The sequence below is a fragment of the Desulfobaccales bacterium genome, assembly GCA_041648175.1.
Classification (GTDB): Bacteria; Desulfobacterota; Desulfobaccia; order Desulfobaccales; family 0-14-0-80-60-11; genus 0-14-0-80-60-11.
On record JBAZPO010000015.1, the window covers coordinates 78,429 to 103,975 of the forward strand.

Sequence of the window (25,547 nt, forward strand, 5' to 3'; positions counted from 1 at the left end):
GCCGCCTCCGACTCACGAAGGAATGGTGCAAGATATGGATTTGCTCAGAAAAATCAAGGACAAGCAGGCGTTAATCGGAATTATCGGCATGGGCTATGTGGGGCTGCCCCTGGTTTTGCGCTTCTGCGAGATGGGATTTTCGGTCCTGGGCTTTGACACTGATGTCCACAAAGTGGAGCTCCTCAACCGGGGCGAGTCTTATATTAAGCATATTCCGGGCCCCCGGCTGGCGGCCTTGCTTGAGCCCCAGGAGGGTCAGGGACAGTTTGCCGCCACCCACGACCAGACTCGTTTGGGTGAACCCGATGTCTTGATCATCTGCGTGCCCACTCCCCTGACCACCAAGCGGGAGCCGGACCTGCGCTACGTGGAGAGCACCACCCTCCATATCGCCGCCTGCCTGCGGCCGGGCCAGCTCATTTCTTTAGAATCCACTACTTACCCCGGCACCACCGCTGAACTGCTCCTGCCTATCCTGAGCCGCAATTTCAAGGTCGGAGAGGATTTTTTCCTGGTTTTCTCACCTGAACGGGAAGACCCGGGCAACCCGACTTACCACGTGAGCACCATTCCCAAGGTGGTGGGTGGCGTGACCCCCGCCTGTCTTACTCATGGGGTGGCGCTTTACTCCCAGGTGATCGAACGGGTGATTCCCGTATCTTCCACCCAGGCCGCGGAAATGAGCAAGTTGTTGGAAAACATCTATCGGTCGGTCAACATTGCGCTGGTTAATGAACTCAAAATGCTCTGCCTGCGGATGGGAATCGACATCTTCGAAGTCATCGAGGCCTCCAAGACCAAGCCCTTCGGGTTTCAGGCCTTTTATCCCGGTCCGGGCCTGGGGGGCCATTGTATCCCCATTGATCCCTTTTACCTGACTTGGAAGGCCCGGGAGTACGATTTTTCCACTCGCTTCATCGAACTGGCCGGTGATGTGAACACCGGGATGCCTTATTTCGTAGTTGAGCGGGTTATCAAGGCCTTAAGCGACCACCAAAAGCCCCTGAATGGCGCCAAGATCCTAGTCTTGGGGTTGGCCTACAAAAAGGACGTGGATGATCGCCGGGAATCGCCGTCTCTCAAGATCATAGACCTGCTCAAACAAGAGGGCGCCGAAGTCTCTTATAACGATCCCCATATCCCCAAGTGTGGGAAATTGCGCCACTATCCCCACTTTGACATGAAATCGACGCCCCTGACCGAGAAAGTCTTACAAGACTCCGACCTGGTGCTCCTGGTAACGGACCACACCGCCTATGATTACCCCTGGATTGCCTCTCGGGCTCGCCTCATCGTCGATACCCGCAATGCCTTCCGGGATCTGCCGGGGAATCATATCTACCCGGCCTGATGCAGGGTCGGGTTTTAAACCCGCCGCCACAATTCATCTGCTCAGGTCATCAGAGCCAGAAGCTCCCCGGTCTTGTCCTTCAGGAGGTCCGGGTCTTGCCGGGTTTCCACATTGAGGCGGAGCACAGGCTCGGTATTGGATTTGCGCAGATTGAAGCGCCAGGCGGGAAATTCCAGGCTCAGGCCGTCGGTGCGGTCCACGACACCGGCTTCGGCCTGATATCGTGCCTCAACGTGCTCTATAACCTCATCAGGATCAGCCACGGTGCGGTTGATTTCGCCGCTCACCGGGTAGCGGGTCATGCGTTCCGCCACCAACGCCGACAGGGGTTGACCCGTGCGGCACATGAGCGCCAGCACTAAGAGCCACGGGATCATGCCGCTGTCACAATAGGCGAAACTCCGAAAGTAGTGATGCCCTGACATCTCCCCGCCGTAAAGGGCGTTCTCCAGGCGCATGCGCTCCTTAATGAAGGCGTGTCCGGTTTTACACAGTACCGGGCGGCCGCCTGCTTCCTGCACCATCTCGATGGTATTCCAGGTAAGCCTGGGGTCGTGGATGATCGCGGCGCCGGGATGCCGCGGCAGGAGCGCCTGCGCAATCAATCCCACCAAATAGTAGCCCTCGATAAACGTCCCGGCTTCATCAAAGAAAAAGCAGCGGTCAAAGTCGCCGTCCCAGGCCAGGCCCACCGCGGCTCCGTGGTCGCGCACCACCTGGGCCGTGGCGGCCCGATTCTCCGGCAACAGGGGGTTGGGCACCCCGTGAGGAAAAGTCGGGTCAGGGGTATGATGCATCTTGATGAACTTAAACGGCAGATGAGGCTCCAAGGCGTCCAGCACCGGCCCGGCGCAGCCGTTGCCCGCATTGACCACCACCTTGAGGGGCTTTAAGGCCTTAAGGTCGATGTAGCTCAAGAGGTGGCCGATATAGGCGGAAAGAGAGTCGGAGGCCACCCGCCCACCTTTGGGTGGAGAGGTGCGCAAACGTTCCGGACTTGCCGCCAACAACTCAATTTCCTTGAGACCGCAGTCGCCGCTGATGGGCCGGGATTGTTCCCGGACAAACTTCATGCCGTTATATTCGGGCGGGTTGTGGCTGGCGGTGACCATGATGCCGCCGTCCAACTCAAGATGCGAGGTATAGAAATAGATTTGCTCGGTTCCGCAGAGCCCCAAATCCCAGACATCCACCCCGGCATCGTTGAGCCCCGCAATCAGGGCTGCGGTCAGCGGCAGGCTGGAATAGCGCACATCCCGCCCCACCGCCACCCGGATCGGCGAGAGCATTGTGGCATAAGCCTGGCCAATTCGGTAGGCGAGATCTTCATTGAGTTCCTCCGGAACCCGCCCCCGGACGTCGTAAGCTTTGAAACAAGGTATTTTTCCCATAGTTAATACCGAGTCGCATTAAATGAGAGATTTTTTAAAAGAGGCAGCCCCCAGTGCCCGCCCTGATAGAGGGCCGATATGCGAATCGCCATGACAGACGGCTCGATATAAGCTCCTGCATTTGGGGCCAAAGTTCAAGAGATAATAGTGGTAAGGCAAGAAAATAACTCCACACCCTTCCCGGGGGGGAGGGCAGGAGTTGGGGCTGAATACTAAGGAGGGGAAGCAGGTTAGCGTTTTTTGACCAACCGCAACGCTGGTCGAGAATCCGTGGTGAACTCCCGGCTGTTCATCTTGCCTTGCCGGAGAGCATTTTTGACCCGCACGCCGTTAATCAAGAAGTACGCAATCACCGCCCGTTCCCAGGCTGGACCTGGTTCAAATTCTTCCATGCGCGTCTTAAAATGGTTGAGGAGGGCAGTGAGGTCGGCTTCTTCATAAGCAAGTACTCGTTCAGCGATATGCTCGATAGTTTCCGCAATCATGTAAAAATAATCCCTCTCGAGTCTCGTTACGCGTTTATGTTCCCTTGTATCTTTGTATAATGCCGAAATAATGTCAAGAAAAAAACTAGTCTGGAGCCATCCCTTCTAAGTCTATGATAACTTTACTTAATCTTACCGCCTCGGCTCGCAGGATCGCCTCCCCTTGCTCCGCGGTGGCCGGAGCCGGGTTGCCCCAGACCCCACCGGCCCAGTACCGCCGCTTATCCCGTACCAGCATAAACTTGGGAAAAGTGGGCCATTCCTCCGGGGCCGTCCCCTGGATCAGGCCGGGATAGGCCGCCATCATAACCGCGGTTTCCACTTCCCCGGCATGAGAGTCCCCTTTGGTTTGGACCAACCCCGGTTGCTCACCCAAAACCTCCCGGAGCAACTCCAGCAGATTGACCACCGCGACCCTGACCTCGGGGAGCTCCGCCAGTAGACGTTCGCCAGCTTCAATGATAGCACTGATATGAGTTCCGCCGGCATGGCCGCTGATGAACACCAGGTTGCGGCAGCCAATGCGGTAAAATTCCCGGCCCACGTCCACCAGCAAGGCCCGCAAGGTGTCCCCGGAGATGCTCAACGTGCCGGGATGCTCCCGGGTGGAGCGGCACATGCCATAAAACACGGGAGGGGCCACCACCACGGGCGTGAGTTCCGCCACCCGCCGGGCCACCTCAATGGCATGAAAGGTGTCCGTGCCTAAAGGCAGATGCGGTCCGTGCTCCTCCAGCGACCCCAGCGGCAGAATTACCGTCTGCGTCTGGTGCAGCAGGGCTTCGAAACCCGGCATGGTCAAATCTTCCCATATGGCCATAGGCGTGGCGCGCCCCCTTCCTCGACCCCAATAAAAACCCCGGATACCGGGGTCGGATCGTTCCTTATTTTTGATTATATTAACATGTCTTGGGGCCGAACCGCTTCTAAAATTCCAGTATGTTCAAATTTTCCTAAAGTTTACCAATTTTTTCTCGCTCTTCGATTGCTTGAGGTATGAGAAGATTTTTCCCCTTGTGGGAAAAAACTCCTTGACTACCTTTCATCGCTTGAGGTATAAAAACCGAGGTTGTACCAAAAAGCACAAGGAGTCGGGCGTTGGAAATTCCGCAGGCCTTGAGCGATTTCTCGTTTGTTCTCGTCTACCTGGTGGCGGCTGCATTATTCGCCTCGGGTCCCCTGATCATTGCCAAATTGATTGCCCCACGGAGCTACGGCGCCGCCCGGGACGCGATCTACGAATGCGGCATGCCCACCATCGGCAGCGCCTGGATTCAGGTGGCAGTGATCTATTATCTCTTTGCCCTGTTGTTCTTGGCCTTCGACGTGGATGTGCTCTTTCTTTTACCGGTCCTGTTGGCCTACGGCAAAGGCTATGTCTGGCGAGACTTTATTGAAGTAACCATCTTCATCGGCATTCTGTCCCTGGTCATCATCTATGCCTGGAACAGAGGAGTGTTCAGTTGGAAACGAAAACAGGTGAACCCCTAATCCATTTCGGAGTTCTGGAAGAGGCCCTCAACCTGGCCCGGGCCAACTCGCTGTGGCCTATGACTTTCGGCCTGGCGTGCTGCGCCATCGAGATGATGGCCGTGGGTATGGCCCGGTTTGATCTGGCCCGTTTCGGCGCCGAGGTCTTCCGGCCCTCCCCCCGGCAATGCGACCTGATGATCGTGGCCGGCACCATCTCCAAAAAAATGGCCCCCGCGGTGGTCCGGCTCTACGAGCAGATGCCCGCCCCCAAGTGGGTCATCGCCATGGGCAACTGCGCCATTTCCGGCGGCCCCTTCTATTATCCGAACCAGTACGCCATCGTGCCTGGCGCCGATCTCATCATTCCCGTGGACGTCTACGTTCCCGGCTGCCCGCCCCGCCCGGAGGGGTTGATCGAAGGGATACTCCTCCTGGAAGAAAAGATCACCAAACGGGGCCGGCTCAGGAAGTTCAGAGATGCTTAAGGATACCCTTAAAAAAGCGCTGGCCCCTTTGGGTCTGGAGAACGTTGCCGACGGCGACTACGCCAAAACCGGCTGCCACCTGGAGGTTACGGCCCAGCCGACCCAAATGGTGGAAGTGGCCCAGGCCATGCTGGACGCCGGCTGCTTCCTGGAATCCTTCACCGCGGTAGATTTTCCGGAGGCTTTCGATCTGGTGTACCACTTCGCCAGTTTTGACGAGCTCTGCCGCACCGCGGTACACGTGCCCCTGGGCAAGAAAAAAGGCATGTACACCATCTCCCAAATCTATCCCGGGGCTGATTGGTATGAACGTGAGGTCTTTGACCTGTTCGGCATCCATTTCTTCAATCACCCCAACCTCAAGCGGCTCTTGCTGCCGGAGGATGCCGATTTCCATCCCTTACTGAAAGATTTCCAGGCGGGGCCGGGCAATGATTGAGCTATTAGGAATAGAAGAAAAGACCTATACCCTGAACCTGGGGCCGCAGCATCCCAGCACCCACGGCGTCTTGCGGGTGCTGCTCGAGATGGACGGCGAGTTCATCACCAAGGCGGAGCCGGTCATCGGCTACGGCCACCGCGGCCACGAGCACATGGCGGAGAATCGCAATTATGCGCAATTCCTGCCTAACCTGGGGCGCGTCGATTACCTCCACGCCCTGGCCTACAATCAGTGCTACTGCATGGCGGTGGAGAAACTCCTGGGCCTGGTGGTGCCGGAGCGGGCCGAATTCATCCGGGTGATGACCAACGAACTCAACCGCATCTCATCGCACCTGTTGTGGTTCGGGGCCTATCTCCTGGACCTGGGGGCCTTCACCCCCATCATGTATTGCTTTGATGACCGGGAACATATCCTGGACCTTCTGGACCGGGTCACCGGCTCACGTCTGACCTATTGCTACTACCGGTTCGGCGGCGTGCCCACTGATATCGACGACGAATTCGTCGCCGGCTGCCGGGACTTCGTCAAGCGGCTGCGCAGCCGTTGGTGCGACTATGACAACCTGGTGACCAAAAACGTCATCTTTATCAACCGGGCCAAAGACGTCGGCCTCATCACCAAAGATCAGTGCGTGAAATACGGCCTCACCGGCCCCATCCTCCGGGGCAGCGGCATTGCCTACGACATCCGCAAGAGCGAACCGTATTCCGCCTATCCCGAGTTCGATTTTGAGATTCCCACCGGGACCCGCGGCGATATCTTTGACCGCTATATGGTGCGCTTGGCCGAGATGGAGCAGAGCTGCCGCATCATCGAGCAGGCTTGCGACAAGCTCCCCAATGGCCCCATCATGGCGGAAAAGGTGCCCAAGCGCATCAAGCCAGCGGAGGGCGAGGTCTACCAGGCCGTGGAAACCGCCCGGGGTGAATTCGGTATGTACATTGTCAGTAAGGGGGACGTCAAACCCTACCGCATCAAGCTCCGGACCCCGTCCTTTGCCAATATGAGCGTCTTTTCGGAGTTAGCCGTGGATACTCTGGTGGCCGATCTGGTGGCCATCCTGGGCTCCATTGACGTGGTCATCCCGGAAATTGACCGGTAAAAAAAATAGTGATCAGTGGCCAGTGGTCAGTGGTCAGTGGAATTAGCGTGCATCTGACCGAAAACCGAAAACCGAAAACCGAAAACCGTTTTTAACCGAGCGCAAACTATGGAACGAGCGGCGCAATTCTTGGGTAGTGCAGAGGCCCGGTTGATCGTGGGTCTGATCGGGGTCATCACCCTGGTCTCGGTGAACGCCTTGTTTCTCATCTGGGTGGAGCGGAAAGTTTCGGCTCATATGCAGCTCCGCCCCGGTCCCATGGAAGTGGGTCCCCACGGCGTCCTCCAGTCTCTGGCGGATGCCCTCAAGCTCATGGGTAAGGAGCTTATCACCCCGGAGGAAGTGGACAAGCCGATCTATTGGCTGGCCCCCATCGTGGTCTTCCTGCCGGTGTTGCTCTCCTTTCTGGTCATTCCCTTTTCTGAAACCATGATCATCCGGGACATGAACGTGGGCATCGTTCTGATCCTGGCTTTCTCCACCCTGTCTGTCCTGGCCATTCTCATGGCCGGCTGGTCATCCAACAATAAGTACTCGGTCTTCGGCGCCATCAGGTCGGTCGCCCAGAACGTGGCCTACGAAATCCCTCTGCTGGTCACCGTCATGAGCATCATCCTCATGGTGGGTTCGTTCAAGCTCTCCGACATCGTTGCGGCCCAGAGCGGCACCTGGTTCATCGTGATGCAGCCCCTGGCCTTTATCCTCTATATCATCTGCGCCACCGCCGAGACCAACCGGGCGCCTTTCGACCTGCCGGAAGCCGAATCGGAACTGGTGGCCGGCTTCCATACCGAATATAGCGGGATGCGGTTCGCCCTCTTCTTCCTGGCGGAATACACCAACTTGTTCATCGCCGCGGCCGTAGCCACCGTGCTCTTCCTGGGCGGTTGGCATGGGCCGATTCTTCCCGGCCCGGTTTGGTTCCTGATCAAGGTCTATGCCCTGGTCTTCATGTTCATGTGGTTCCGCTGGACCTTTCCCCGGGTGCGGTTCGACCAGTTGATCACCTTCGCCTGGAAGATTTTGATTCCTCTGGCCTTTGTCAATCTACTCATAACCGCCTTTGTACTAAAACTCAGATGAGGCGGGCTTGCCTTTATTTCCCTCGCCCCCTGAGGGAAAAGGTCAGTGAGGGGTGCATAAGAACAAACTTTGGCAACCAGTCTAGCTGCCGGAATAAAGGTTACTAAGCGATGATGAGTTACTTCAAAGAAATTGCGGTGGGTTTTTGGAGTCTGCTGGCGGGCATGGCGGTCACCATCCGCTATTTTGTCAAACCCATCGTCACCGTCCAGTATCCGAGGGCAAAGATCCAGATGTCCCCGAATTACCGGGGCTATCCCCAGTTTATCCTCGACCCCGAGACCCAGACGCATCGGTGCATCGCCTGCGAAATGTGCTCCCGTATCTGCCCGTCCCAGTTGATCACAGTGGAAGGGACCAAGTTTCCGGGTGAGAAGCAGAAGCGGGCCACCAAATACATCCACGAGCATCAGTATTGCAGTCTCTGCGGTCTCTGCGTCGAAGTCTGCCCCACCACGGCCCTGGAGTTCTCTAAGGTCTATCGTTTGGCGGGCTACCAGCGGGAAGACTGTGTCATCGACCATCTGACCTTGCTGCAAAAGCGGCAAAAGGCCGCCGGGGTGGCCGTGACGCCGGTTCCCACGGCTGCGGACATTGAGGCGGCGGTGGCGGCTGAGGCTCTCGCCAAGGAAGCCAAAGAAAAAGAAGCCAAGGCCAAAGCCGAGGCTAAGGCAAAAGAGGCCTCCGCCAAAGCGGAAAAGGAGGTCAAAGAATGAGCTTCTTAAGCGCTTTGATCACGCCCCAGACTGCGGCCACCGCGGCCTTTGTGATGGTGATCGGTGTCACCATCCTGGGCGCCCTCATTGCAGTGGGAGCCAGGAACATCTTCCACAATGTCCTGGGCCTGTGCCTGTCACTCTTCGGTGTGTCCGGTATCTTCCTGTTTCTCAACAGTCCCTTTGTGGCGCTGATGGAAATCCTCATCTATGTGGGGGCTATCTGCATCGCCATCTGTTTCGCCATCATGCTCTCCGAGCCCCTGTATCTGCCCGGTCCGCCCCGGAACAAGATCAAAGTTCTGGGCGCCGCGGTGGGCGCGGGCGCGGTCTTCGTCTTCCTGGGCCTGTTATTGAAAAAAACCACCTGGACCGCGGCTGCCGAACGCAGCAACGACTGGTCCGTCACCACCATCGGTCATTACCTGCTTACCAATTACGCCTTAATCTTTGAATTAGTCTCCCTGCTGCTGCTGGTGGCCATGCTGGGCGCCATCGTCACAGCCCGGGGCGGCCGCGGTAAACCTTAACTCGAGGGTTTGAGATGCTGCTGTTTAATCAATTGCAGACTTACCTCTATCTGGCCCTGGTGCTTTTTGCCATCGGTCTCTACGGTGTTCTGGCCAGGCGTTCGTTGATCGCCATCCTCATCTCCGTGGAGCTGATCTTAAACGCCGCCAGCATCAATTTCATGGCCTTCAACCGCTTCCTGGCGCCCCACCCCGCCGTGGGACAGGTCATCACCCTGTTCATCATGGCCGTGGCCGCCGCCGAAGCGGCCATCGCCTTGAGCATCATCGTGGCCGTGTACCGGAAGTTGAAAACCATCAACGTTGAACAAGCCACCGAGCTTAGGGGTTGATTATGTGCTCGTGGGATCCGATTCTTCTGGGTTGTTTCCTGACGGTGCTGTTGCCGTTGTCGGCCTTTGCCCTGATCATGATCTTTACCCGGGATAATGCCAAGCTGTCGCTGGCCATCTCCTTGATCGCCAGCACCATCCCCGTGATCATCGCCTGGACCTTTTTCTTCAAGCTGGGGGGGCACGCACCCATCGTCTATAACTTCGACTGGCTGGTTTCCGACATCGTCAAGGTGCCTTTCGGGTTCTTGCTTGACCCCACCAGCCTGGTGATGTTCGTGATCGTGGCCACCATCAGTTGGCTGGTGCAGATCTACTCCATCGGCTACATGAACGGCGACCCGGGCTTCGGGCGGTTTTACGCCGACCTGTCCCTCTTCGCCCTGGCCATGCTTACCCTGGTGATTTCAAGCGGCCTGTTGCAGTTGTACATCGCCTGGGAACTGGTGGGTCTGGCCTCATATCTCCTCATCGGCTTCTGGTACGAAAAATTCTCCGCCTCGGAAGCCGGCAAGAAGGCCTTTGTGGTTACCCGCTTCGGGGACATCGGCTTTTTCATGGGCCTGGTCTTCCTCACCCTTTTCTATGGCAGCCTGGATATCGCCACGGTGAATGCCGCGGCGGTGGCCCAGAAGATGCCGCCCTGGCTCCTCACCACCTCCGGCCTGCTGATCTTCTGCGGCATCATGGGAAAAAGCGCCCAGTTCCCGCTGCACGTCTGGCTGCCTGACGCCATGGAAGGTCCCACCCCGGTTTCCGCCTTGCTGCACTCCGCTACCATGGTGGCCGCGGGCGTCTACCTCCTGACCAGGATCTTCCCGTTCTTTGCGGCCTCCGCCACCACCATGACCGTGATCCTGGCCATCTCCACTCTGACCCTGCTCCTGTCATCCACCATCGCCTTGGTGGCGACCGACATCAAGCAGGTCTGGGCCTATTCCACCATCAGTCAGCTTGGCTTCATGGCCATGGGGCTTGCGGCCGCGGCTTTGGCCTCCGGCACCCTGTTCGCCGGCTACTATCACCTGACCACGCATGCGGCTTTTAAGGCCCTCCTGTTCTTGTGCTCCGGTGTTTTCATCCACCATTTCGGCACCAACGACTTCTTTACCATGGCCACCAACGGCGGACGCAAGCTCTATATACCCATGGCCTGCATCACCATTGCCGCGCTGGCCCTGGCCGGAATCTTCCCCTTTGCCGGCTTCTTCAGTAAAGAGGCCATCTTGGGGACCCTGGGGGCGCTGGACAACAAGCTCTGGCTCGTCCTGGGCCTCTTCGGGGCCTTCCTGACCGCGTACTACTCCTTCCGGGTGATCTTCGTTATGCTCTTTCCCAAGTCACCCCAGGCCTATAGCCAGGTCCCCGGCCATATCGTCCATGTAGAAGACGAGGCCCATGGCGGCCATGGACACGGCCACGATGAATCCCACGGCGTTCCCTGGGTCATGGTCTTCCCCCTTTTGGTGCTCGCCTTCTTCACCCTGATCCTGGGCTTCTGCCATGACTACTTGCAGAAGCTGCTCTTAGGCGAAGTGCATCATCACGCCATGGATTACTTCCTCCTGGTGGCCGCGGTGGGCTGCGCCGTCAGCGGCATCGCGATGGCCTGGGTCGATTGGGGTATGAAAGACGCCAAGTGTGTGGGCTTTATCAGCAAAATGCCGGCCCTGCAAACCTTCTTCATTGAAAAGTGGTATATGGACCACTTCTGGCGCTGGTTCTTGAACCGCATCATTTATGGCACCTTTTCCAAGATATTCACTTACAACGACCGGCGGGTAGTTGACGGCGGCGTGGACGCGGTGGCTTTCTCCACGGTGGGCAGCGGCCGGATTCTGTCCTTCATTCAAACCGCGTTCTTACAATACAACCTGCTGTTTATGGTACTGGTCCTGGCTGGCGTCGGGATCTATCTCATGATGGGCCGCTGATATGACCGAACATGCTGCTTCCTTCCCGTATCTGAGCTGTATGCTCCTGTCCCCCTTTGTGGGCCTGCTCATCCTTCTGTGCCTGAAAAACGAGCAGAAGTTCCTCATCCGGGCAGTGTCCGTGGTGGCGGGGGGTATTTCCCTGGCCCTGGCCATCTTCATCTTTGTCGCCTATGACAAGACCTTAGGCGGCCTCCAGTTCGTCGAGAAGTACGAGTGGGTCAAAACCTTCGGCATCACCTACTTCGTGGGCGTCGAAGGCTTGAATGCCCCGATGCTCCTCCTCACCGGGATCGTCATCTTCACCGGCTGTCTCACCATGTGGGAACTGGAGAACCGCCCCAAAGAATACTTCATCTGGATGATGGCGCTGGTGACCGGGGTCTTCGGCGTGTTCATGTCTTATGACCTGTTCTTCTTCTTCCTGTTCTATGAGATCGCCGTGGTGCCCATGTACATCCTCATCCTGGTCTGGGGCTCCACCCGCAAAGAATACGCCGCCATGAAGCTGACCTTGTACCTCATGGCCGGCAGTGGTCTCATTATCCCCGGCATCCTGCTGCTCTACGCCAGTTCCGGGCTCAACACCTTCAACATGCTTCTGCTGCACCAGGCCCACTTCACCCCCTGGGTCCAAAAGGTCGCCTTCATCCTCCTGTTCTTCGGGTTCGGGGTCCTGGCGGCAGTCTGGCCGCTCCACACATGGTCGCCCGTTGGCCACGTGGCTGCGCCCACCTCGGTATCCATGCTCCATGCGGGCGTGTTGATGAAACTGGGCTCCTTTGCCATCCTCCGAGTAGCCATGTTTCTGCTGCCCGCGGGCTTCCAATACTGGGCCAACCTCATGATGCTTTTGGCCACTGCCGGCATCGTCTACGGCGTCTTCGTGGGCCTGGCCCAAACCGATCTTAAATACGTCATCGGTTATTCTTCAGTCTCCCACATGGGCATCGTCTGCCTGGGATTGGCCACCGGCACGGTGGACGGTCTCAACGGCTCGGTCTTCCAGATGTTCGCCCACGGCATCATGACGGCCCTTTTCTTCTCCTCGGTGGGCTACATTTATGATCGCACCCACACCCGGGATATTCATCAACTGGGGGGCTTCTCCAAGATCATGCCCGTGGCTTCGGCCTTCTTCATCACCGCGGCCCTGTGTGGCGCCGGTGTGCCGGGAATGGCCAGTTTCTGGGCCGAGCTGCTGGTCTTCATCGCCACCGTCAAGGTCTTCCCCATCGCGGGCCTGCTCGCCATCGCCGCTCTGGTGGTGGGCGCCCTGTTCGCGCTTCGGGTAGTCCAGAGCACCTTCTTTAACGAACCAAATCCGAAATTCGTGCACTTTGAAGACGTCAGTCCCTTCCTGGCGCTGCCCCGGATGATCCTCATCGGCACCCTGCTCCTTTTCGGGTTCTTCCCGCAGCTGATGGTAAGCATGATTAAATCCTCGGTCATACCGTTTCTCCAGGGAATGTAACCATGAACATGATGCTTTTCGGACCGGAACTCTATTATCTGGGCATGGCCCTGGTGTTCTTTTGCCTCACTTTGAGGCGCCAGGTGCAGGTGCAGTTGGACTACCAGATCGCCTTGGCCTTGTCAGGCATCGGCGTTGTGGTGACCGGCTACTGCCTGTTCCAACAAGGCGACCTGTTCTTCAAGGCCTACCGGGTGGACCTATTCAGCCAGATCTTCAAGTTCGCCCTGGCCCTGGGTCTCTTTTTGGTCTTGACCATCTCCCACAACCTGGCCCAGATCGAGGAACGCTACCAGGCGGAATTCTACCTCTTTCTCACTACCACCACCATCGGCATGATGATGCTGGTGTCGTCGGTTGAACTCCTCACCATCTATGTGGCCCTGGAGCTTTCCTCCTATTCCCTGTACATTCTGGTGCCGCTCAGGCGGGGTGACGGGATTGATGTCGAAGCGGGCATCAAGTATCTCTTCATCGGCGCGGTGTCTTCGGGCTTCATGCTCTTCGGCTTGAGCTACATCTTCGGCGCCACGGGCTCTACTTATCTCGTCGATATCCTGCCCAAGATGACCCAACTGATGCACAGCCCCATCGGCATCATCGGGCTGCTCCTGGCCATGGCGGGCTTCTTCTTCAAGCTCTCCGTGTTCCCGTTCCACTTCTGGGCTCCGGACGTCTACCAGGGTGCGGCTAATCAAGTCGTGACGTTCATCGCCACCGCCTCCAAAGCCGCCGCAGTGGCCCTGTTGCTGCGCCTGGCGGTTCTCGGCACGGCCGCCGGCTATAACTTCACCGTCGCCCTGGTCATCCTCTCCGTCCTCTCCATGACCCTGGGCAACCTGGTGGCCATCGTCCAGAAAGACTTCAAGCGTATGTTGGCCTACTCCTCCATCGCCCATGGCGGGGTCTTCCTGATTGGCGTCCTCACCATCACCGAGGCGGGCTACATCGGCGCGATCTATTATGCCCTGGCCTACTTGGTGATGAACTTCACCGTGTTCATGGTGCTCTCGGAAGTAGCCACCGACGGCCGGGATCTGAAAATCGCCGAACTGGCCGGACTCTACCGCCGCAGCCCTGTGCTTTCCATGAGCCTGATTTTGGGGATCTTTGCCCTGGCGGGCGTGCCGCCGTCCATCGGTTTTACCGGCAAACTGCTCATCTTCACTTCAGCCATGAACTCCGGCTATTTCTGGCTGGTGTTGATCGCCGCGGTTAACGGAACGATATCCCTTTATTACTATTTGAAAGTGATCTACGCCGCCTATTATATCGATGATCCGGGCCTGCCGGTTATCCAGCTGGCCCTGCCCATGAAGGTGCTCAACTATGCCCTGGCGGCCATCATCATCGGCTTCGGCTTCTTCCCGGACCGCATCGTGGAACTGGCCAAGGCCGCCGCCAAAATGGTCTTGTAAGTTATAGCGATTGCCAAAAGCTCTTTCCTTCTTTCCCTTCTCCCCTTGTGGGAGAGGGTTAGGGTGAGGGGTCCCAATAAAGCCAAAAACCGCCTTCTATCCGGAAAGGCGGTTTTTTTTGGTCTGTGCACCACAGAAAATGAGCTTAACTCATGTGCCCTTTCAAGCGTGCCACCTCCAGATATTTAACTTATTGATGCCATTATAATTATTGCTACAAAACTGGCTACTGACCACTGGCCACTGATAACTGAATCACCTCCCCTACCCGGCCCGCAGTCCTGACTCAAATACCGCTGCGCCCCTGATGTGCATCAGGTCAATCTCATGGCTCCTGAGCCAACGGTACACCGTCTTGCTGCAGACCTGCAGGCGGCGCGATACCGCGCAAATATTTCCCCTCTCAGCCTCGAGGAGCTCCTTCAAGCGAACCGGTGACGGTCGCGCCGCCAAGACACCCTCCGACTCAGCCTGGGGCATTTTCGGCGCCCTGGTCGGCTGCGGCGCAAAAGACAGATCTTCGGCCCTCACTACTCCATCTTTACTAAATAACACCGCCCGGGTGACCACGTTCTTGAGTTCCCGCACATTACCTGGCCAGGCATGTTTTTGCAGGCGGCTCCGGGCTCCGTAGACGAATTTCAGCTCACCCCGGCCGAAGCGTTGACTCGTCTCCCGGGCGAAATGGTCGGTAAGCTTAGGAATGTCGTCGAGGCGTTCGCGTAAAGGGGGCAGGTGGATGGCCAGCACTGCCAGCCGGTCGTATAGGTCCTGACGGAAGCGACCCTGGGAAATTAGCCGGGGCAAGTCCTGGTTGGTAGCAGCAATCAGGCGCACATCCACCATCACCGGGCCGTCTCCCCCCACCGGCTCGATCTCGCCCTGCTCCACTGCCCGGAGGAGCCGGGGTTGGATAGATAAGGGCAGGTCTCCGATCTCATCCAAGAACAGGTTCCCGCCATGGGCCAACTTGAACCTACCTGGCCGGGCCTGGCGGGCGTCCGTAAAGGCCCCCTGCACGTGCCCAAAGAGCTCGCTGCACGCTAAAGACTCCGTCAGGGCGGCGCAGTTCAGACGCTGGCAGGTCTTGCGCCGGACCGGCCCTAGCGCGCAAATGGCCCGAGCCACCAGTTCCTTGCCGGTGCCAGGCTCTCCCGTGATGAGAATAGGTAAATCCGCCTCGGCGTAAGTAGGCAGCCTATCCAGAATTTCGATCAAATGAGGGTCTGCGGTGATGATTTTGGTTAATTCGGAAATTGGAGGATCCGCCGCATCGCCGTCCCCCTGAACCACACGGTGATCAATCCTGATCATGTGGGAGCACCTCCTGTGCCGCCGTCAATAAACCTAAATAAAGTATGAGTATAATTAAATATATTATTATAGTTATTATAACAGCATAGATTAATATTAATGGAAATTAGGAGATTCCTAAATTACACTTCCGGTTTCCCTTAGAAGTAGTCAATATTATTAATTATTTAATTAAATCTATTCAGAATTTCTTCAGCCACCCGCCTTATGTCCGCATGCGCTCCGGTTAAGGCCAAAATTTGCAATTTACCTTTAAAACCCTGTTGCTCTACCCGGCTGCGCTTTTCCACCTGGTCCGCCATGGCCTGGAGCACGTCCACCACCACGGCAGCGTCAGGGTAATCCAGCAACCGAGTCAGGGCACCCCACTCTTCCGGCAAGCCATAATCCTCCAGAAAAATTTTTGCCAGCCCCGCAAATTTCTTGCCACCGTGGCTGGCTTCCAACTTCTTCAAGTCGGTTTGATATTCGGGCCGGGCGCGTTTCCCTTTGAACAAGGCCTCGGCCTGGGCCAGGACCTGTTTGCGGACCTTCTCGGCCTGTTTTTTCGGGACCCGGGGCGCGGCCGGGGCCCGATGCCGGGAGCCGTCCCGCCGTTGATCGATCTCCCGCCAACTGGGCCGCTCTCGGTCGTCATCATCCTTTCTGGGCGGCATACTTCAATTCCTCCTTGACCATCAAATGATCCCAGAACTGAACCGACAAGTTGCAAAGAATCGGTGGCACAGGCGTCTCGCCTGTGCAGGTCAAGCTTTAAGACTCCGATTATTTATCAGGCCACCTGAAAACAGGATGTGTGTCTCCGACTCCTAATAGGCCTGGCAAAATAATCTTCCCGAGATCATCTCCTCCCCCAACCTCACAGCCACGCCCCTTTATAAATTCAAGTACAGTAATTGCAGATACACAAGCATCAATCATATCCTTAGGGCCTGGAACAAAATTAGAAAAATCAATAGTTACTTTAGGAGTAGAACGGCCTTTTAAAATAGAGTACGAAGCTGAAGGAAATACTTCAAACACCCCTTCTCTTTTTCTCAAACAATCAAACAAGCTAAAGCCTAATTGCATCCATTCAGGACAATTTTCCCCCGTTGGAGTCCATTGTGGATTAGCAAGATTTAAGGCTTTAAGGATAACCTCGCAATGCCTGCCATAACCCTTCTCTCCCATTCTCCTTGATCTCCAATGTCCTCTATTACCATCCCAGTAATGATGCCTTGGAGATGAAAGGGGAATTCTGGGGGAATCAATTCCAATAGCTAAATTTTCAATTCCTTTTTTTTCAAATTCATTAATTACTCGGATTAAATCTTTACAGATTTCATTGTTTGAATCTCCGTTTAACCAACCCGAAGAGAGACATGATGCTTTGTTATCCAATATTAAAAAAGGACATCCTCTTTTTATCTGGACGTCAATTCCCATGAAGAATTGAATTTCTAATTTTTGCAACAAACCCTCTTTTTATAATCCATAAGCACAGGCGAGACGCCTATGCCACCAGAAAATAGGCTGCTATTCTCCTGAATTAGCCGCCTCCCCATGAAAGCGATTTTGGGCCGCAGCCAACCCTTCCGCCAGCAAGGTCGCCACCGCCTGGGCCGTCCGTTCTATAAACCCCGCCACGTTTTCCGCATCCGCGGCCGGGAAGGGACAGAGCACATATCTTTCCGTGGGCATCCGGACAGGCGGCCGGCCAATACCCATTTTCACCCGGAGAAACTCTTCGGTGTGGAGTGTGGCAATGATATCCAAAACTCCCTTATGGCCACCGGGACCGCCGCGCTCCACCAACTTGAGGCGCCAGGGCGGCACATCCAGATCGTCATGGATGACCACCAAATCCTCGGGAGTGAGCTTGAAATAAGACAGGAGGCGGGATACCGCCTGACCGCTGAGATTCATATAGGTGGTGGGCTGCGCCAGGATAACCGTGTCCTGCCCCACCCGGCCCCGCCCCCAGAGCGCCGCATGACCGGTGCGGTTGAGCGGTATGCCCCAGAGTTCCGACAGATAGGCCACCACCTGGAAACCCAAATTGTGTTTGGTCCAGGCGTACTCCCGGCCGGGGTTCCCCAATCCCACCAGTAATCGCATAGAAGCCTTCAGCGGTCAGCAGTCAGCTACTGCTGAAAAACGCGAGATTCTCCACCTCGAATGATTATCAACCGGAATGGCCTTAGAACACCAAGAATATGATGAATTACCGATTTTAAAAAGCTGACCGCTGATAGCTGATAGCTGACAGCTATCTCACACAAATAGCGAACTCACCGAATCCTGGTTGTGAATCCGCTTGATAGCCTCCCCCAGGAGAGGAGCCACGGACAGGACCCGGATCTTCTCCAGGCTCGCGGCCTCGGGGGTGAGAGGAATGGTATCGGTGACCGCCAGGGTCTGGATCATGGACCCCTGCAGATTGCTGACCGCGTTGCGGGACATGACCGGGTGGGTGACACAGGCATGGACTTTGCGCACTCCGTGGCGCATCAAGAGCTCCGCGGCCATGGTCAGCGTGGCGCCGGTGGTGACCATATCATCCAGGATGATGGCCTCCTTGCCCCAAACATTGCCGATGAGGGTCATGGCCTTGATGGCCGTAGCGTCCCGGCGTTTATCAATGATGGCTAAAGAGGTATTCAGGCGCTTGGCAAAGGCCCGGGCCCGCTCCACACCTCCGGCATCAGGCGACACCACCACCAGGTCCCCGCCGAAATTCTCCCGGATATAGTCCAGGGTTATGGGAGCCGCATAGAGATGATCCACCGGAATATTGAAAAAGCCCTGAATCTGCCCGGTGTGTAGGTCCATGGTGAGCATGCGGTTAGCCCCGGCGGTGGTGATGAGATCGGCCACCAGCTTGGCGGAAATGGGGGTCCGGGGCGCGGTCTTGCGGTCCTGGCGGGCATAGGCGTAATAGGTGACCACCGCCGTGATGCAGCGAGCCGAAGCCCTTTTCAGGGCGTCACACATGATGAGCAGTTCAAGCAGATGTTCGTTACAGGGCATGGAGGTGGGTTGCACGACATAGACATCCTTGCCTCGCACATTTTCATGGAACTCCACGGAAATTTCCCCGTCGGAGAAGGTCCCCACCGCAGCATCCCCCAGTGGTATCTCGAGATGCCGGCAGATCTTTTCCGCCAGGGGACGATTGGCATTACCGGCAAAGATTATCAGATCGTCCATGCGTCGTTCTCCCACGTGGTTTGGGGTTCCGGGCCGGTGAGGCCCCGGGCTATGGCCAGCCAGCCCTTAAAGCTCCGCCGCAGCTTCAAGCCCGCCTGCTGGGCCGACTCCTTGCTTACAAATAGCCCAAAGAGGGTGGGCCCGCTCCCGGAAATGCCCTGGGTCCAGGCTCCCGCGTTCTTAAGGTCATCCAAGAACGCCCCCAGTTCAGGAAAGCGCTTTAGAGCCACCGCACCCAGATCGTTCCGCACCCAGGTCTCCGGCCGCGCAGGGTCCCAGGTCTCTGTGCGCGGCGGGTCCGGCAGACCGGCAAGATCGAGATTTTCATAGACCCAACGGGTGGATAAGGGGACCCCCGGGTTGGCCAGCAGATACCAATAAGGGAGCAAGGGCACGGGGCTGAGTTGGGTGCCGATGCCACGCCCCACTGACGGTTCCCGATTGAGAAAAAACGGCACATCAGCCCCCAAAAGGCTGGCCAGATGGTGGAGACGAGCCTGGGTAAGGGGCGAACCTGCCAAATCATTCAAGGCCATCAGGGTTCCGGCCGCGTCGCTGCTCCCACCTCCCAGGCCCGCGGCCACGGGAATTCGCTTGGCGAGGTTAAGCAGCACTCCCTGCTGCCGCCCCGTCTCCTCTTGAAACCGCAACGCGGCGCGCCACACCAGGTTCTCTGGCCCGCAGGGCAGATCCGGCGCGTCGCATACCAACCTGATGCCTTCGCCACCCAGGGTGACGGTCAGTTCGTCGGCCAGGGTCAGGGGCTGCATCACGGTCACCAATTCATGGTAACCGTCGGCACGGCGACCTACTACCCTGAGATAAAGATTGACTTTGGCGGGGCACAGCAGCCGGGCCGTGTCCCCGCCGGAGCCCGTAATCAGCCTACCTCCCGGACATACGCCATCCGCAAATCATGGAGCAGATGATCGAGGAGGTGGTCTTCCTCCGGGGTCAGGTTGTTCTTGGTCTTTTCCCGAAGCAGGCCCAACAGGTCGATGGTCTGTTTGGCCAGGGGGAGATTTTTTTCCGGCTTCCCGGTTTCGGGGTCCGGAATCGCGCCCAGACTGATGAACGCGGTAGAACTTAAAGAGAAGATGAAGGAAGGGAAGGTTATTTCCGGCAGGAGCTGTTCCTCTTCGGTTTTACCAGCCTCAGACGCGGCTTTCTGGGAAGCCTCCTGAAAGGCCTCCTCAGCCGCCGCGTCCTTGGCCGCCTGTTCCCGGGCTTTAGCCTTCTCTTCCTCGCTCAGATGGAGATAACGCCGGTCCTCGACGGTATAACCTTTATCTTCGGGTTCACCCATGCTTGCCTCCGGCGAGCGCCTGCCCCTATACTCTAGAGCTCCAACTGATAGGCCATGGCCACATGCTCCAGGGCCCGAAGATCGGCGAGACATTCCGGGGTCACGGGAGTGTCGGTGGCGAGCAGTATAATATTCTGACCCCGCTCCTTCTCCTGGCCCACGGTCATCCGGGCAATGTTGATGCTGTGCTTGCCGATGGTGGTGCCGATGGCCCCGATCACCCCGGGGCGGTCGGTATTATAAATGAACAGCATATGCCCCTCGGGGACGACCTCCATCCGGAATTTATTGATCCGCACCAGGCGCGGCTCGTATTTTCCGAAGATGGTGCCGGCCACTACGTTTTCCTCATTGCCGGCCTTGACGGTCAAGCGGATCAACGTGGAGAAATCCTCTGTGGCGTCCGCCTTTTCTTCGCTGATGTGGATACCCCGGGAGGCCGCCATGGCCGGGGCGTTGACGTAATTCACTTCATCGCCCACCACCGGGTAGAGCAGGCCCTTCAGGATGGAATGGGTTAAAGGCTTGGTATCCAACTGGGCCACTTCGCCCACATAGGCAATGGCCACCGCGGTGACGGGACCTTCGGAGATCTGCGCCTGAAACGCGCCCAACGCCTCGGCCAGCGTGAGATAGGGCTTGAGTTGGGCCATGGCTTCCTGGGACACGGACGGGGCGTTCACCGCGTTCTTGATGGTGCCGTAGAGGAGCAGTTCCAAAATCTGCTCGCACACGGCCACCGCCACATTGGCCTGGGCCTCTTCGGTTGAGGCGCCCAGGTGCGGGGTGCAGACCACATTGGGCAGCTCCCGCAGGGGCCAGTCGGCCGGGGGCGGTTCGGTCTCGTAAACGTCCAGGGCGGCAGCGGCCACCTTACCGTTTTTTAAGGCTTCCAGAAGAGCTACCTCATCGATGAGACCGCCCCGGGCGCAGTTGATCAGGCGCACCCCGGGCTTCATCTTCATGATGGCTTCTTTGCTCAAAAGCTTGGCTGTGTCCTTGGTCTTCGGGGTGTGGATGGTGATGAAGTCGGAACGGGCCAGGAGCTCATCTAAAGAGACCAGTTCCGCCCCGATCTTGGCCGCCAATTCCTTGGTGATGAAGGGGTCGTAGCACAGGACCCGCATCCGCAGGCCCAGAGCCCGTTCGGCCACCACGGTGCCGATGCGCCCCATGCCGATGATCCCCAAGGTCTTATTGAATAGTTCGGTGCCCTGGAACTTCTTTTTCTCCCATTTGCCTTCCCGCATGGAAATAGCTGCCTGGGGAATGTTCCGGGCCATGGCCATCATGAGCGACAAGGCATGCTCCGCTGTAGTGATGGTGTTGCCCCCGGGTGTGTTCATCACCACGATGCCGCGTTTGGAGGCAGCGGGGATGTCCACGTTATCCAGCCCGGTGCCGGCGCGGCCCACCACCTTCAAGCGAGGCGAGGCGGCTATGAGATCCGCGGTGACCTTGGTGGCGCTCCGGATGACCAGGGCGTCGGCATCCTTAATTTCGGCCAGCAGCTCCTCCGGTTTCATACCCGGCTTGGCCACCACGTCAATATTGGGATGGGACTTGAGGATATCAATCCCGGCCTGGTGTAAGTTATCGCTGATCAGGACTTTCATGCCCCCGCCTCCTTGATCAAAATCTCTTGCGCGGCCTTAATCCCCACGCCAGGCTCGACCTTATAGCCCAACCCATTGAGGACCATTTCCAGGCCGCCGAGGGTTCCCAGGAGATCTACGGTGTCGATAAAGCCCATGTGGGCGATCCGGATGATCTTGCCCTTGGCTTGGGCCTGGCCGCCCGCGATCCAGATGCCTTGCTTCCGCAACTCGCTCACCACTTTTTGGCCGTCCACCCCGGCCGGAGTCTCAACCGCAGTCAAGACATCCGAAGGATTATCCTTGGAGTAAAGGGCGAGCCCCATGGCCGCCATGGCCGCCTTGGTGGCTTTGGACAGCCGCCGGTTATGGGCATAGATCTTTTCCAGCCCGAGCTTCCGAATCTTGGCCAGGACTTCCTGCAAGCCCAACACCAGGGATACCGGCGAAGTGTAGGGTGTCTGGTTCTTCCCCTGGGATTTGAGCTGCTTGGTAAAATCGAAATAATATTTGGGCAGGGTGGATTTCTTGACGAACTCCCAGGCCTTGGGGCTCAACGCCGCGAAAGCCAGGCCCGGAGGCAGCATCATGGCCTTCTGCGACCCGGCCACCAGCACGTCGATGCCCCATTCGTCCATGGGGAGCGCATAGCCGCCCAGGGCCGAAATAGCGTCAACGACTAAAATGGTGCCCGGACGGCTTTTGGTCACCGCGGCCAGTTCTTTCACCGGGTGCTGTACGCCGGTGGAGGTTTCATTGGCCTGGACCAAGACCGCCTTGATCTCCGGGTTGGCATCCAGGATCTTGGCCACGGCCTTGGGGTCCACTGCATGGCCCCATTCCACGGGGAGGCGATTCACCTTGACCCCATAGACATTACACAATTCGGTCCAGCGTTCGCCGAATTTACCACCGTCTATCACTAAGGCGGTATCCCCCGCCGACAGGGTGTTGGCTACCGCCCCTTCCATGGCGCCGGTGCCGGTGGCGGTAAAGATCAACACTTCCTGCTCCGTTTGGAACAGGTATTTCAGCCCTTCCCTCACTTCGCCCAGGATTTCCATAAATTGGGGCGAACGGTGGTGAATGATGGGCTGCGCCATAGCCAGCTGAGTTTCCGGAGCGACAGGAGTCGGTCCCGGGGTCATGAGATACATTTTCATCGTTTCTTCCTTACCTTACGACCTCGCCATGCAGCGATGGGAATTTGTAAGAAGCCTGTGGAATTAATAATTTTATTTGGAATTCCCCCCACTGTCAAGCCTCCGGCCCGATGATTTGTGAAGCAAAGCACAGATGACAAGTCCGCTCTCATTCAATTTGTGGACATAATTTTCATATTGTTTCAAAAGTCTTACATAATTTCTTGAGGCTTTCCCAAATAAGCCTGATTTTATAAGACTTTTGCTATGGCATATAATTTGCTTTAAGTATTTTAATACCAAATAAGGTTTATCTATGTCTAAGTTCCAAATCGGCCTCATGGTTGGTTGTCTGCTTGGAGCCCTGATCATGGTGGTGGCTCTGGGGATAATCCAACTCTATCTCGAAAAACGGCGGGAGCAGCACGACCAGGTCAGGGAAAAGACTGCCCGGGAAATCCAGGCTGCTATCGGGGCGCACTCTTATGCCAAGCACGACTCCTTAAGTCACCTGCCCTTCCCGACCCTGGAGGAGCCGGGTGCGGAAGAGGACCTCACCATCTGTTATGTGTCTATCCGCATAGAATAGCCGAGCGTAAGGGTCTGACTCGCAGACCGTGGTTTGTTTACTTTGATCCGCCCTCCAACTTCGCCATGCCTGGCCCTCATCCATACCCAACACCTGCCGGTAAAATTTAAGCAAACCCCTGCTCTTCTGACAGGCTCAGGCGTTTGACTTCCTGGCCTAAACCGGGTACAATCCTGACAACCCTGCCGAGGACCGCAACTGTGCCTGAATCCTGGAAATTTCGCATCCTGCGTCGGGAAGCCCGCCGTCACCGACTCATTCTCGAAGGTCACGCCACTCCCCCTTATGAGCGGCCCTATCACGATCCTCTCTTCTTTTACGCCGTGATGGGTCCGGATCATCTCTCTCTGGAAGTGAGCCGGGACTTCGATGGCGAACGCCTGCTGGAGTACCTTTACACCCGGCTGGGCCAGCCGGTGGAGCCGCCCCGGATTCAGGTCGGCGGCCGCCAGGACGAAGAAGAAGGCGCCTTGCTCCTGGTAGACTGGCGTTTTCCTACAGCCGGGCGGGAGGAAATGATCCGCCGCATGAGCGACATCCTGGGGCAATCCCTGGTCGATTGACATCATTTTCTTTGCGCCTCTGCCCCTTGCGCTTTTGCGTGAGATAAAAACCCTCAATGTGTCTTTACGTAAGATAGAACAGCATCAGGAGGATTAATGATCCATCTGGGAGACTACGACCCCAAGCTGGAAGGTATCTGGTGGGTGGAAGAAGCCGGCATGAGCTGCAATGTCTACGTCCTGGATGAGGGCCGCACCCTCATCGATGCCGGTAACTTCTACGGCATGCTCCATGAGATGAGCCAGGAGTTCGATATTTCTCTTTTGCAAAACCTGTTCATCACTCACTGTCACTTCGATCACGTGGGCGGGATGGGTGAGCTCTTTGACTGGTCTAACCCTAAGGTCTACGCCCACATGGATACCCTCCCCTATATCAATTTTCGCAATGTGCCCTTTATGCAGATCATGGAGAAAGCCGGCCGCGTCGACCAGGTGGTGATGTTACGGGGGGGTGAGCGCATCCAGGTGGGGCCCCATCTCCTGGAGGTTATCCCTACTCCCGGTCATACCAAGGGTGACATCTGTCTTTACGAGCACCATAACCGCATCCTTTTTTCCGGGGATACGGTGTTCCCCAGCAGCGCCACCGAAAATATCCTGGCGGATGCCGATAAGCAACTGGGCGATATGGACCAGCAAATAGCTTCCCTGGCCCGCCTGGTACCCTATCCGGTGGATTTTCTTCTCCCCGGACACGGTATGCCGGCCTTCTCCGACGGCAGCGACCACGTGCTCAACGCTTACATTGAAACCCGTAAGGGCAAAGAAGAAGATCCCCGCCAGCCCTATCTGGATGCAGCCAAGATGCTGGGCGAAGCAGGCCGGCCGGAAAAGGCGCTGGAATGCTACAACATGACCTTGATGCAGGACCCCGCCAATATGGAGGCCCTGGTCTACAAAGCCACGACCTTAACTGAGCTCCAGCACTATGACGAGGCTCTGGAGATCTTTGATAAGATTCTGAAGGTGGCGCCGGATCTGGATGAGGCCAATACGGGCAAAGGCTTTGCCCTGCTGGGGTTAGGTCGGGTGGATGAAGCCTTTAAGCTTCCGGGCTTTGCCGCCCGCTTAAAAGAGTTGGTCTGATACCGTTGTTCGTTTCTCATTTTTCGTTTTTGGTTAATATATAACAGTTTTAAAGACCAAAATAGAAATCCACCGGAAAACGAAAAACGAAAAACCAAGAACGAAAAACGAGATAGGTGGGAACCCCGGTGCCTCAAAACTGGCACATTGCCATCGATAACCTGGAGCAGCGCCGCAAAGTGGCTATGGTTGAAGGCCACGCCCGCGGGGATGATTCTCCCCCCGGCGACGACCCCGTAGAATTCTCCCTCACCCTGTACCGTGACCAGGCCTCTTTAAACGTGCCCGCCTCTACCCAGGGGCGGGCCTTCATTGCCCGCCTCACCGAAATCCTGGGAACCCCGCGCATGGAACCCACCGTTAAATGCAGTTGCTCTTGGGGTGACGGCGTCATGGGGGCCATGCTCCTCGTGCTCTGGGACCTCCCGCAGGACCCGGCCTCGCCGACGCTCCAGGAGCTCTCCACCTTTTTGGGAATCACGGTCGTCTTGCCGGCTTAAAATCAACGCTGCATTAACCTTGAACTTCGAACTTTGAA

At 57.0% G+C, this 25,547-nt stretch carries 28 protein-coding genes; 16 read left to right on the forward strand and 12 right to left on the reverse strand.

What is annotated here, in order from left to right:
* Positions 1–34 precede the first annotated feature (34 nt).
* Complete coding sequence (locus WC600_13910; GenBank protein ID MFA4903826.1) at positions 35–1,351, forward strand: nucleotide sugar dehydrogenase; 1,317 nt, start codon at positions 35–37, stop codon at positions 1,349–1,351.
* 41 nt (positions 1,352–1,392) lie between these two features.
* Here the strand turns inward: WC600_13910 and WC600_13915 are convergent, their stop codons facing one another.
* The 3 genes from WC600_13915 to WC600_13925 form a co-directional block, all read right to left on the reverse strand.
* On the reverse strand, positions 1,393–2,742 hold the full coding sequence (locus WC600_13915; protein ID MFA4903827.1) for a phosphomannomutase CpsG: 1,350 nt from the start codon (positions 2,740–2,742) through the stop codon (positions 1,393–1,395).
* 230 nt (positions 2,743–2,972) lie between these two features.
* Complete coding sequence (locus WC600_13920) at positions 2,973–3,227, reverse strand: hypothetical protein (GenBank protein ID MFA4903828.1); 255 nt, start codon at positions 3,225–3,227, stop codon at positions 2,973–2,975.
* A gap of 85 nt (positions 3,228–3,312) precedes the next feature.
* A complete protein-coding gene (locus WC600_13925) occupies positions 3,313–4,047 on the reverse strand; it encodes a creatininase family protein (GenBank protein MFA4903829.1) in 735 nt (244 codons plus the stop codon).
* 278 nt (positions 4,048–4,325) lie between these two features.
* Here WC600_13925 and WC600_13930 point away from each other — a divergent pair, with 278 nt between their 5' ends.
* From WC600_13930 to WC600_13980, 11 genes are all read left to right on the forward strand, one after another.
* Positions 4,326–4,718 (forward strand): NADH-quinone oxidoreductase subunit A, encoded by a 393-nt coding sequence (locus WC600_13930; GenBank protein MFA4903830.1) that lies wholly within the window; start codon positions 4,326–4,328, stop codon positions 4,716–4,718.
* Positions 4,691–5,185, forward strand: a complete 495-nt coding sequence (gene nuoB / locus WC600_13935) for an NADH-quinone oxidoreductase subunit NuoB (protein MFA4903831.1) — start codon at positions 4,691–4,693, stop codon at positions 5,183–5,185. Before WC600_13930 ends, nuoB begins: the two co-directional genes overlap by 28 nt.
* Positions 5,178–5,624 (forward strand): NADH-quinone oxidoreductase subunit C, encoded by a 447-nt coding sequence (locus WC600_13940; GenBank protein ID MFA4903832.1) that lies wholly within the window; start codon positions 5,178–5,180, stop codon positions 5,622–5,624. The genes nuoB and WC600_13940 overlap by 8 nt, the downstream gene beginning before the upstream one ends.
* Positions 5,617–6,732, forward strand: coding sequence for an NADH-quinone oxidoreductase subunit D (locus tag WC600_13945; GenBank protein ID MFA4903833.1), 1,116 nt, complete (start codon positions 5,617–5,619; stop codon positions 6,730–6,732). Before WC600_13940 ends, WC600_13945 begins: the two co-directional genes overlap by 8 nt.
* Positions 6,733–6,840: 108 nt before the next feature.
* Complete coding sequence (gene nuoH / locus WC600_13950; GenBank protein ID MFA4903834.1) at positions 6,841–7,815, forward strand: NADH-quinone oxidoreductase subunit NuoH; 975 nt, start codon at positions 6,841–6,843, stop codon at positions 7,813–7,815.
* Between the two features lie 110 nt (positions 7,816–7,925).
* A complete protein-coding gene (locus WC600_13955; protein MFA4903835.1) occupies positions 7,926–8,531 on the forward strand; it encodes an NADH-quinone oxidoreductase subunit I in 606 nt (201 codons plus the stop codon).
* Positions 8,528–9,061, forward strand: coding sequence for an NADH-quinone oxidoreductase subunit J (locus WC600_13960; protein ID MFA4903836.1), 534 nt, complete (start codon positions 8,528–8,530; stop codon positions 9,059–9,061). The genes WC600_13955 and WC600_13960 overlap by 4 nt, the downstream gene beginning before the upstream one ends.
* A 14-nt stretch (positions 9,062–9,075) precedes the next feature.
* Positions 9,076–9,393: an NADH-quinone oxidoreductase subunit NuoK gene (gene nuoK, locus WC600_13965; protein ID MFA4903837.1), complete on the forward strand. Its 318-nt coding sequence runs from the start codon at positions 9,076–9,078 to the stop codon at positions 9,391–9,393.
* 2 nt (positions 9,394–9,395) lie between these two features.
* The gene (locus WC600_13970; protein ID MFA4903838.1) at positions 9,396–11,327 is read left to right on the forward strand and encodes an NADH-quinone oxidoreductase subunit L; all 1,932 of its coding nucleotides are present in this window, start codon (positions 9,396–9,398) and stop codon (positions 11,325–11,327) included.
* 1 nt (position 11,328) lies between these two features.
* Positions 11,329–12,801, forward strand: a complete 1,473-nt coding sequence (locus WC600_13975) for an NADH-quinone oxidoreductase subunit M (protein MFA4903839.1) — start codon at positions 11,329–11,331, stop codon at positions 12,799–12,801.
* Between the two features lie 2 nt (positions 12,802–12,803).
* Positions 12,804–14,219, forward strand: coding sequence for an NADH-quinone oxidoreductase subunit N (locus tag WC600_13980; protein ID MFA4903840.1), 1,416 nt, complete (start codon positions 12,804–12,806; stop codon positions 14,217–14,219).
* A gap of 264 nt (positions 14,220–14,483) precedes the next feature.
* On the opposite strand, the gene WC600_13985 is transcribed toward WC600_13980, so the two are convergent.
* From WC600_13985 to WC600_14025, 9 genes are all read right to left on the reverse strand, one after another.
* The gene (locus tag WC600_13985) at positions 14,484–15,533 is read right to left on the reverse strand and encodes a sigma-54 dependent transcriptional regulator (protein ID MFA4903841.1); all 1,050 of its coding nucleotides are present in this window, start codon (positions 15,531–15,533) and stop codon (positions 14,484–14,486) included.
* 167 nt (positions 15,534–15,700) lie between these two features.
* Complete coding sequence (locus WC600_13990) at positions 15,701–16,189, reverse strand: hypothetical protein (GenBank protein MFA4903842.1); 489 nt, start codon at positions 16,187–16,189, stop codon at positions 15,701–15,703.
* Between the two features lie 109 nt (positions 16,190–16,298).
* Complete coding sequence (locus tag WC600_13995) at positions 16,299–16,988, reverse strand: hypothetical protein (protein ID MFA4903843.1); 690 nt, start codon at positions 16,986–16,988, stop codon at positions 16,299–16,301.
* A 63-nt stretch (positions 16,989–17,051) separates the two neighbouring features.
* Entirely contained in the window at positions 17,052–17,633 is a 582-nt protein-coding gene (pth, locus tag WC600_14000) for an aminoacyl-tRNA hydrolase (GenBank protein ID MFA4903844.1), read from the reverse strand.
* Positions 17,634–17,789: 156 nt separating this feature from the next.
* Positions 17,790–18,725 (reverse strand): ribose-phosphate pyrophosphokinase, encoded by a 936-nt coding sequence (locus WC600_14005; GenBank protein MFA4903845.1) that lies wholly within the window; start codon positions 18,723–18,725, stop codon positions 17,790–17,792.
* Positions 18,713–19,609, reverse strand: coding sequence for a 4-(cytidine 5'-diphospho)-2-C-methyl-D-erythritol kinase (locus WC600_14010; GenBank protein MFA4903846.1), 897 nt, complete (start codon positions 19,607–19,609; stop codon positions 18,713–18,715). The genes WC600_14005 and WC600_14010 overlap by 13 nt, the downstream gene beginning before the upstream one ends.
* Positions 19,606–20,031 carry a DUF1844 domain-containing protein gene (locus WC600_14015; GenBank protein ID MFA4903847.1) on the reverse strand — a complete coding sequence of 142 codons (426 nt, stop codon included), beginning with the start codon at positions 20,029–20,031 and terminating at the stop codon, positions 19,606–19,608. The genes WC600_14010 and WC600_14015 overlap by 4 nt, the downstream gene beginning before the upstream one ends.
* Before the next feature lie 32 nt (positions 20,032–20,063).
* Entirely contained in the window at positions 20,064–21,647 is a 1,584-nt protein-coding gene (gene serA / locus WC600_14020) for a phosphoglycerate dehydrogenase (GenBank protein MFA4903848.1), read from the reverse strand.
* Positions 21,644–22,789 carry an alanine--glyoxylate aminotransferase family protein gene (locus tag WC600_14025; GenBank protein ID MFA4903849.1) on the reverse strand — a complete coding sequence of 382 codons (1,146 nt, stop codon included), beginning with the start codon at positions 22,787–22,789 and terminating at the stop codon, positions 21,644–21,646. Before WC600_14025 ends, serA begins: the two co-directional genes overlap by 4 nt.
* 295 nt (positions 22,790–23,084) lie before the next feature.
* Here WC600_14025 and WC600_14030 point away from each other — a divergent pair, with 295 nt between their 5' ends.
* The 4 genes from WC600_14030 to WC600_14045 all read left to right on the forward strand — a co-directional run bounded on the left by WC600_14030 (position 23,085) and on the right by WC600_14045 (position 25,509).
* On the forward strand, positions 23,085–23,357 hold the full coding sequence (locus WC600_14030) for a hypothetical protein (GenBank protein ID MFA4903850.1): 273 nt from the start codon (positions 23,085–23,087) through the stop codon (positions 23,355–23,357).
* Between the two features lie 200 nt (positions 23,358–23,557).
* Positions 23,558–23,920 (forward strand): hypothetical protein, encoded by a 363-nt coding sequence (locus WC600_14035; GenBank protein ID MFA4903851.1) that lies wholly within the window; start codon positions 23,558–23,560, stop codon positions 23,918–23,920.
* Positions 23,921–24,016: 96 nt separating this feature from the next.
* Entirely contained in the window at positions 24,017–25,009 is a 993-nt protein-coding gene (locus tag WC600_14040; protein ID MFA4903852.1) for an MBL fold metallo-hydrolase, read from the forward strand.
* Positions 25,010–25,137: 128 nt separating this feature from the next.
* Positions 25,138–25,509 carry a hypothetical protein gene (locus tag WC600_14045; GenBank protein MFA4903853.1) on the forward strand — a complete coding sequence of 124 codons (372 nt, stop codon included), beginning with the start codon at positions 25,138–25,140 and terminating at the stop codon, positions 25,507–25,509.
* Positions 25,510–25,547: the final 38 nt, after the last annotated feature.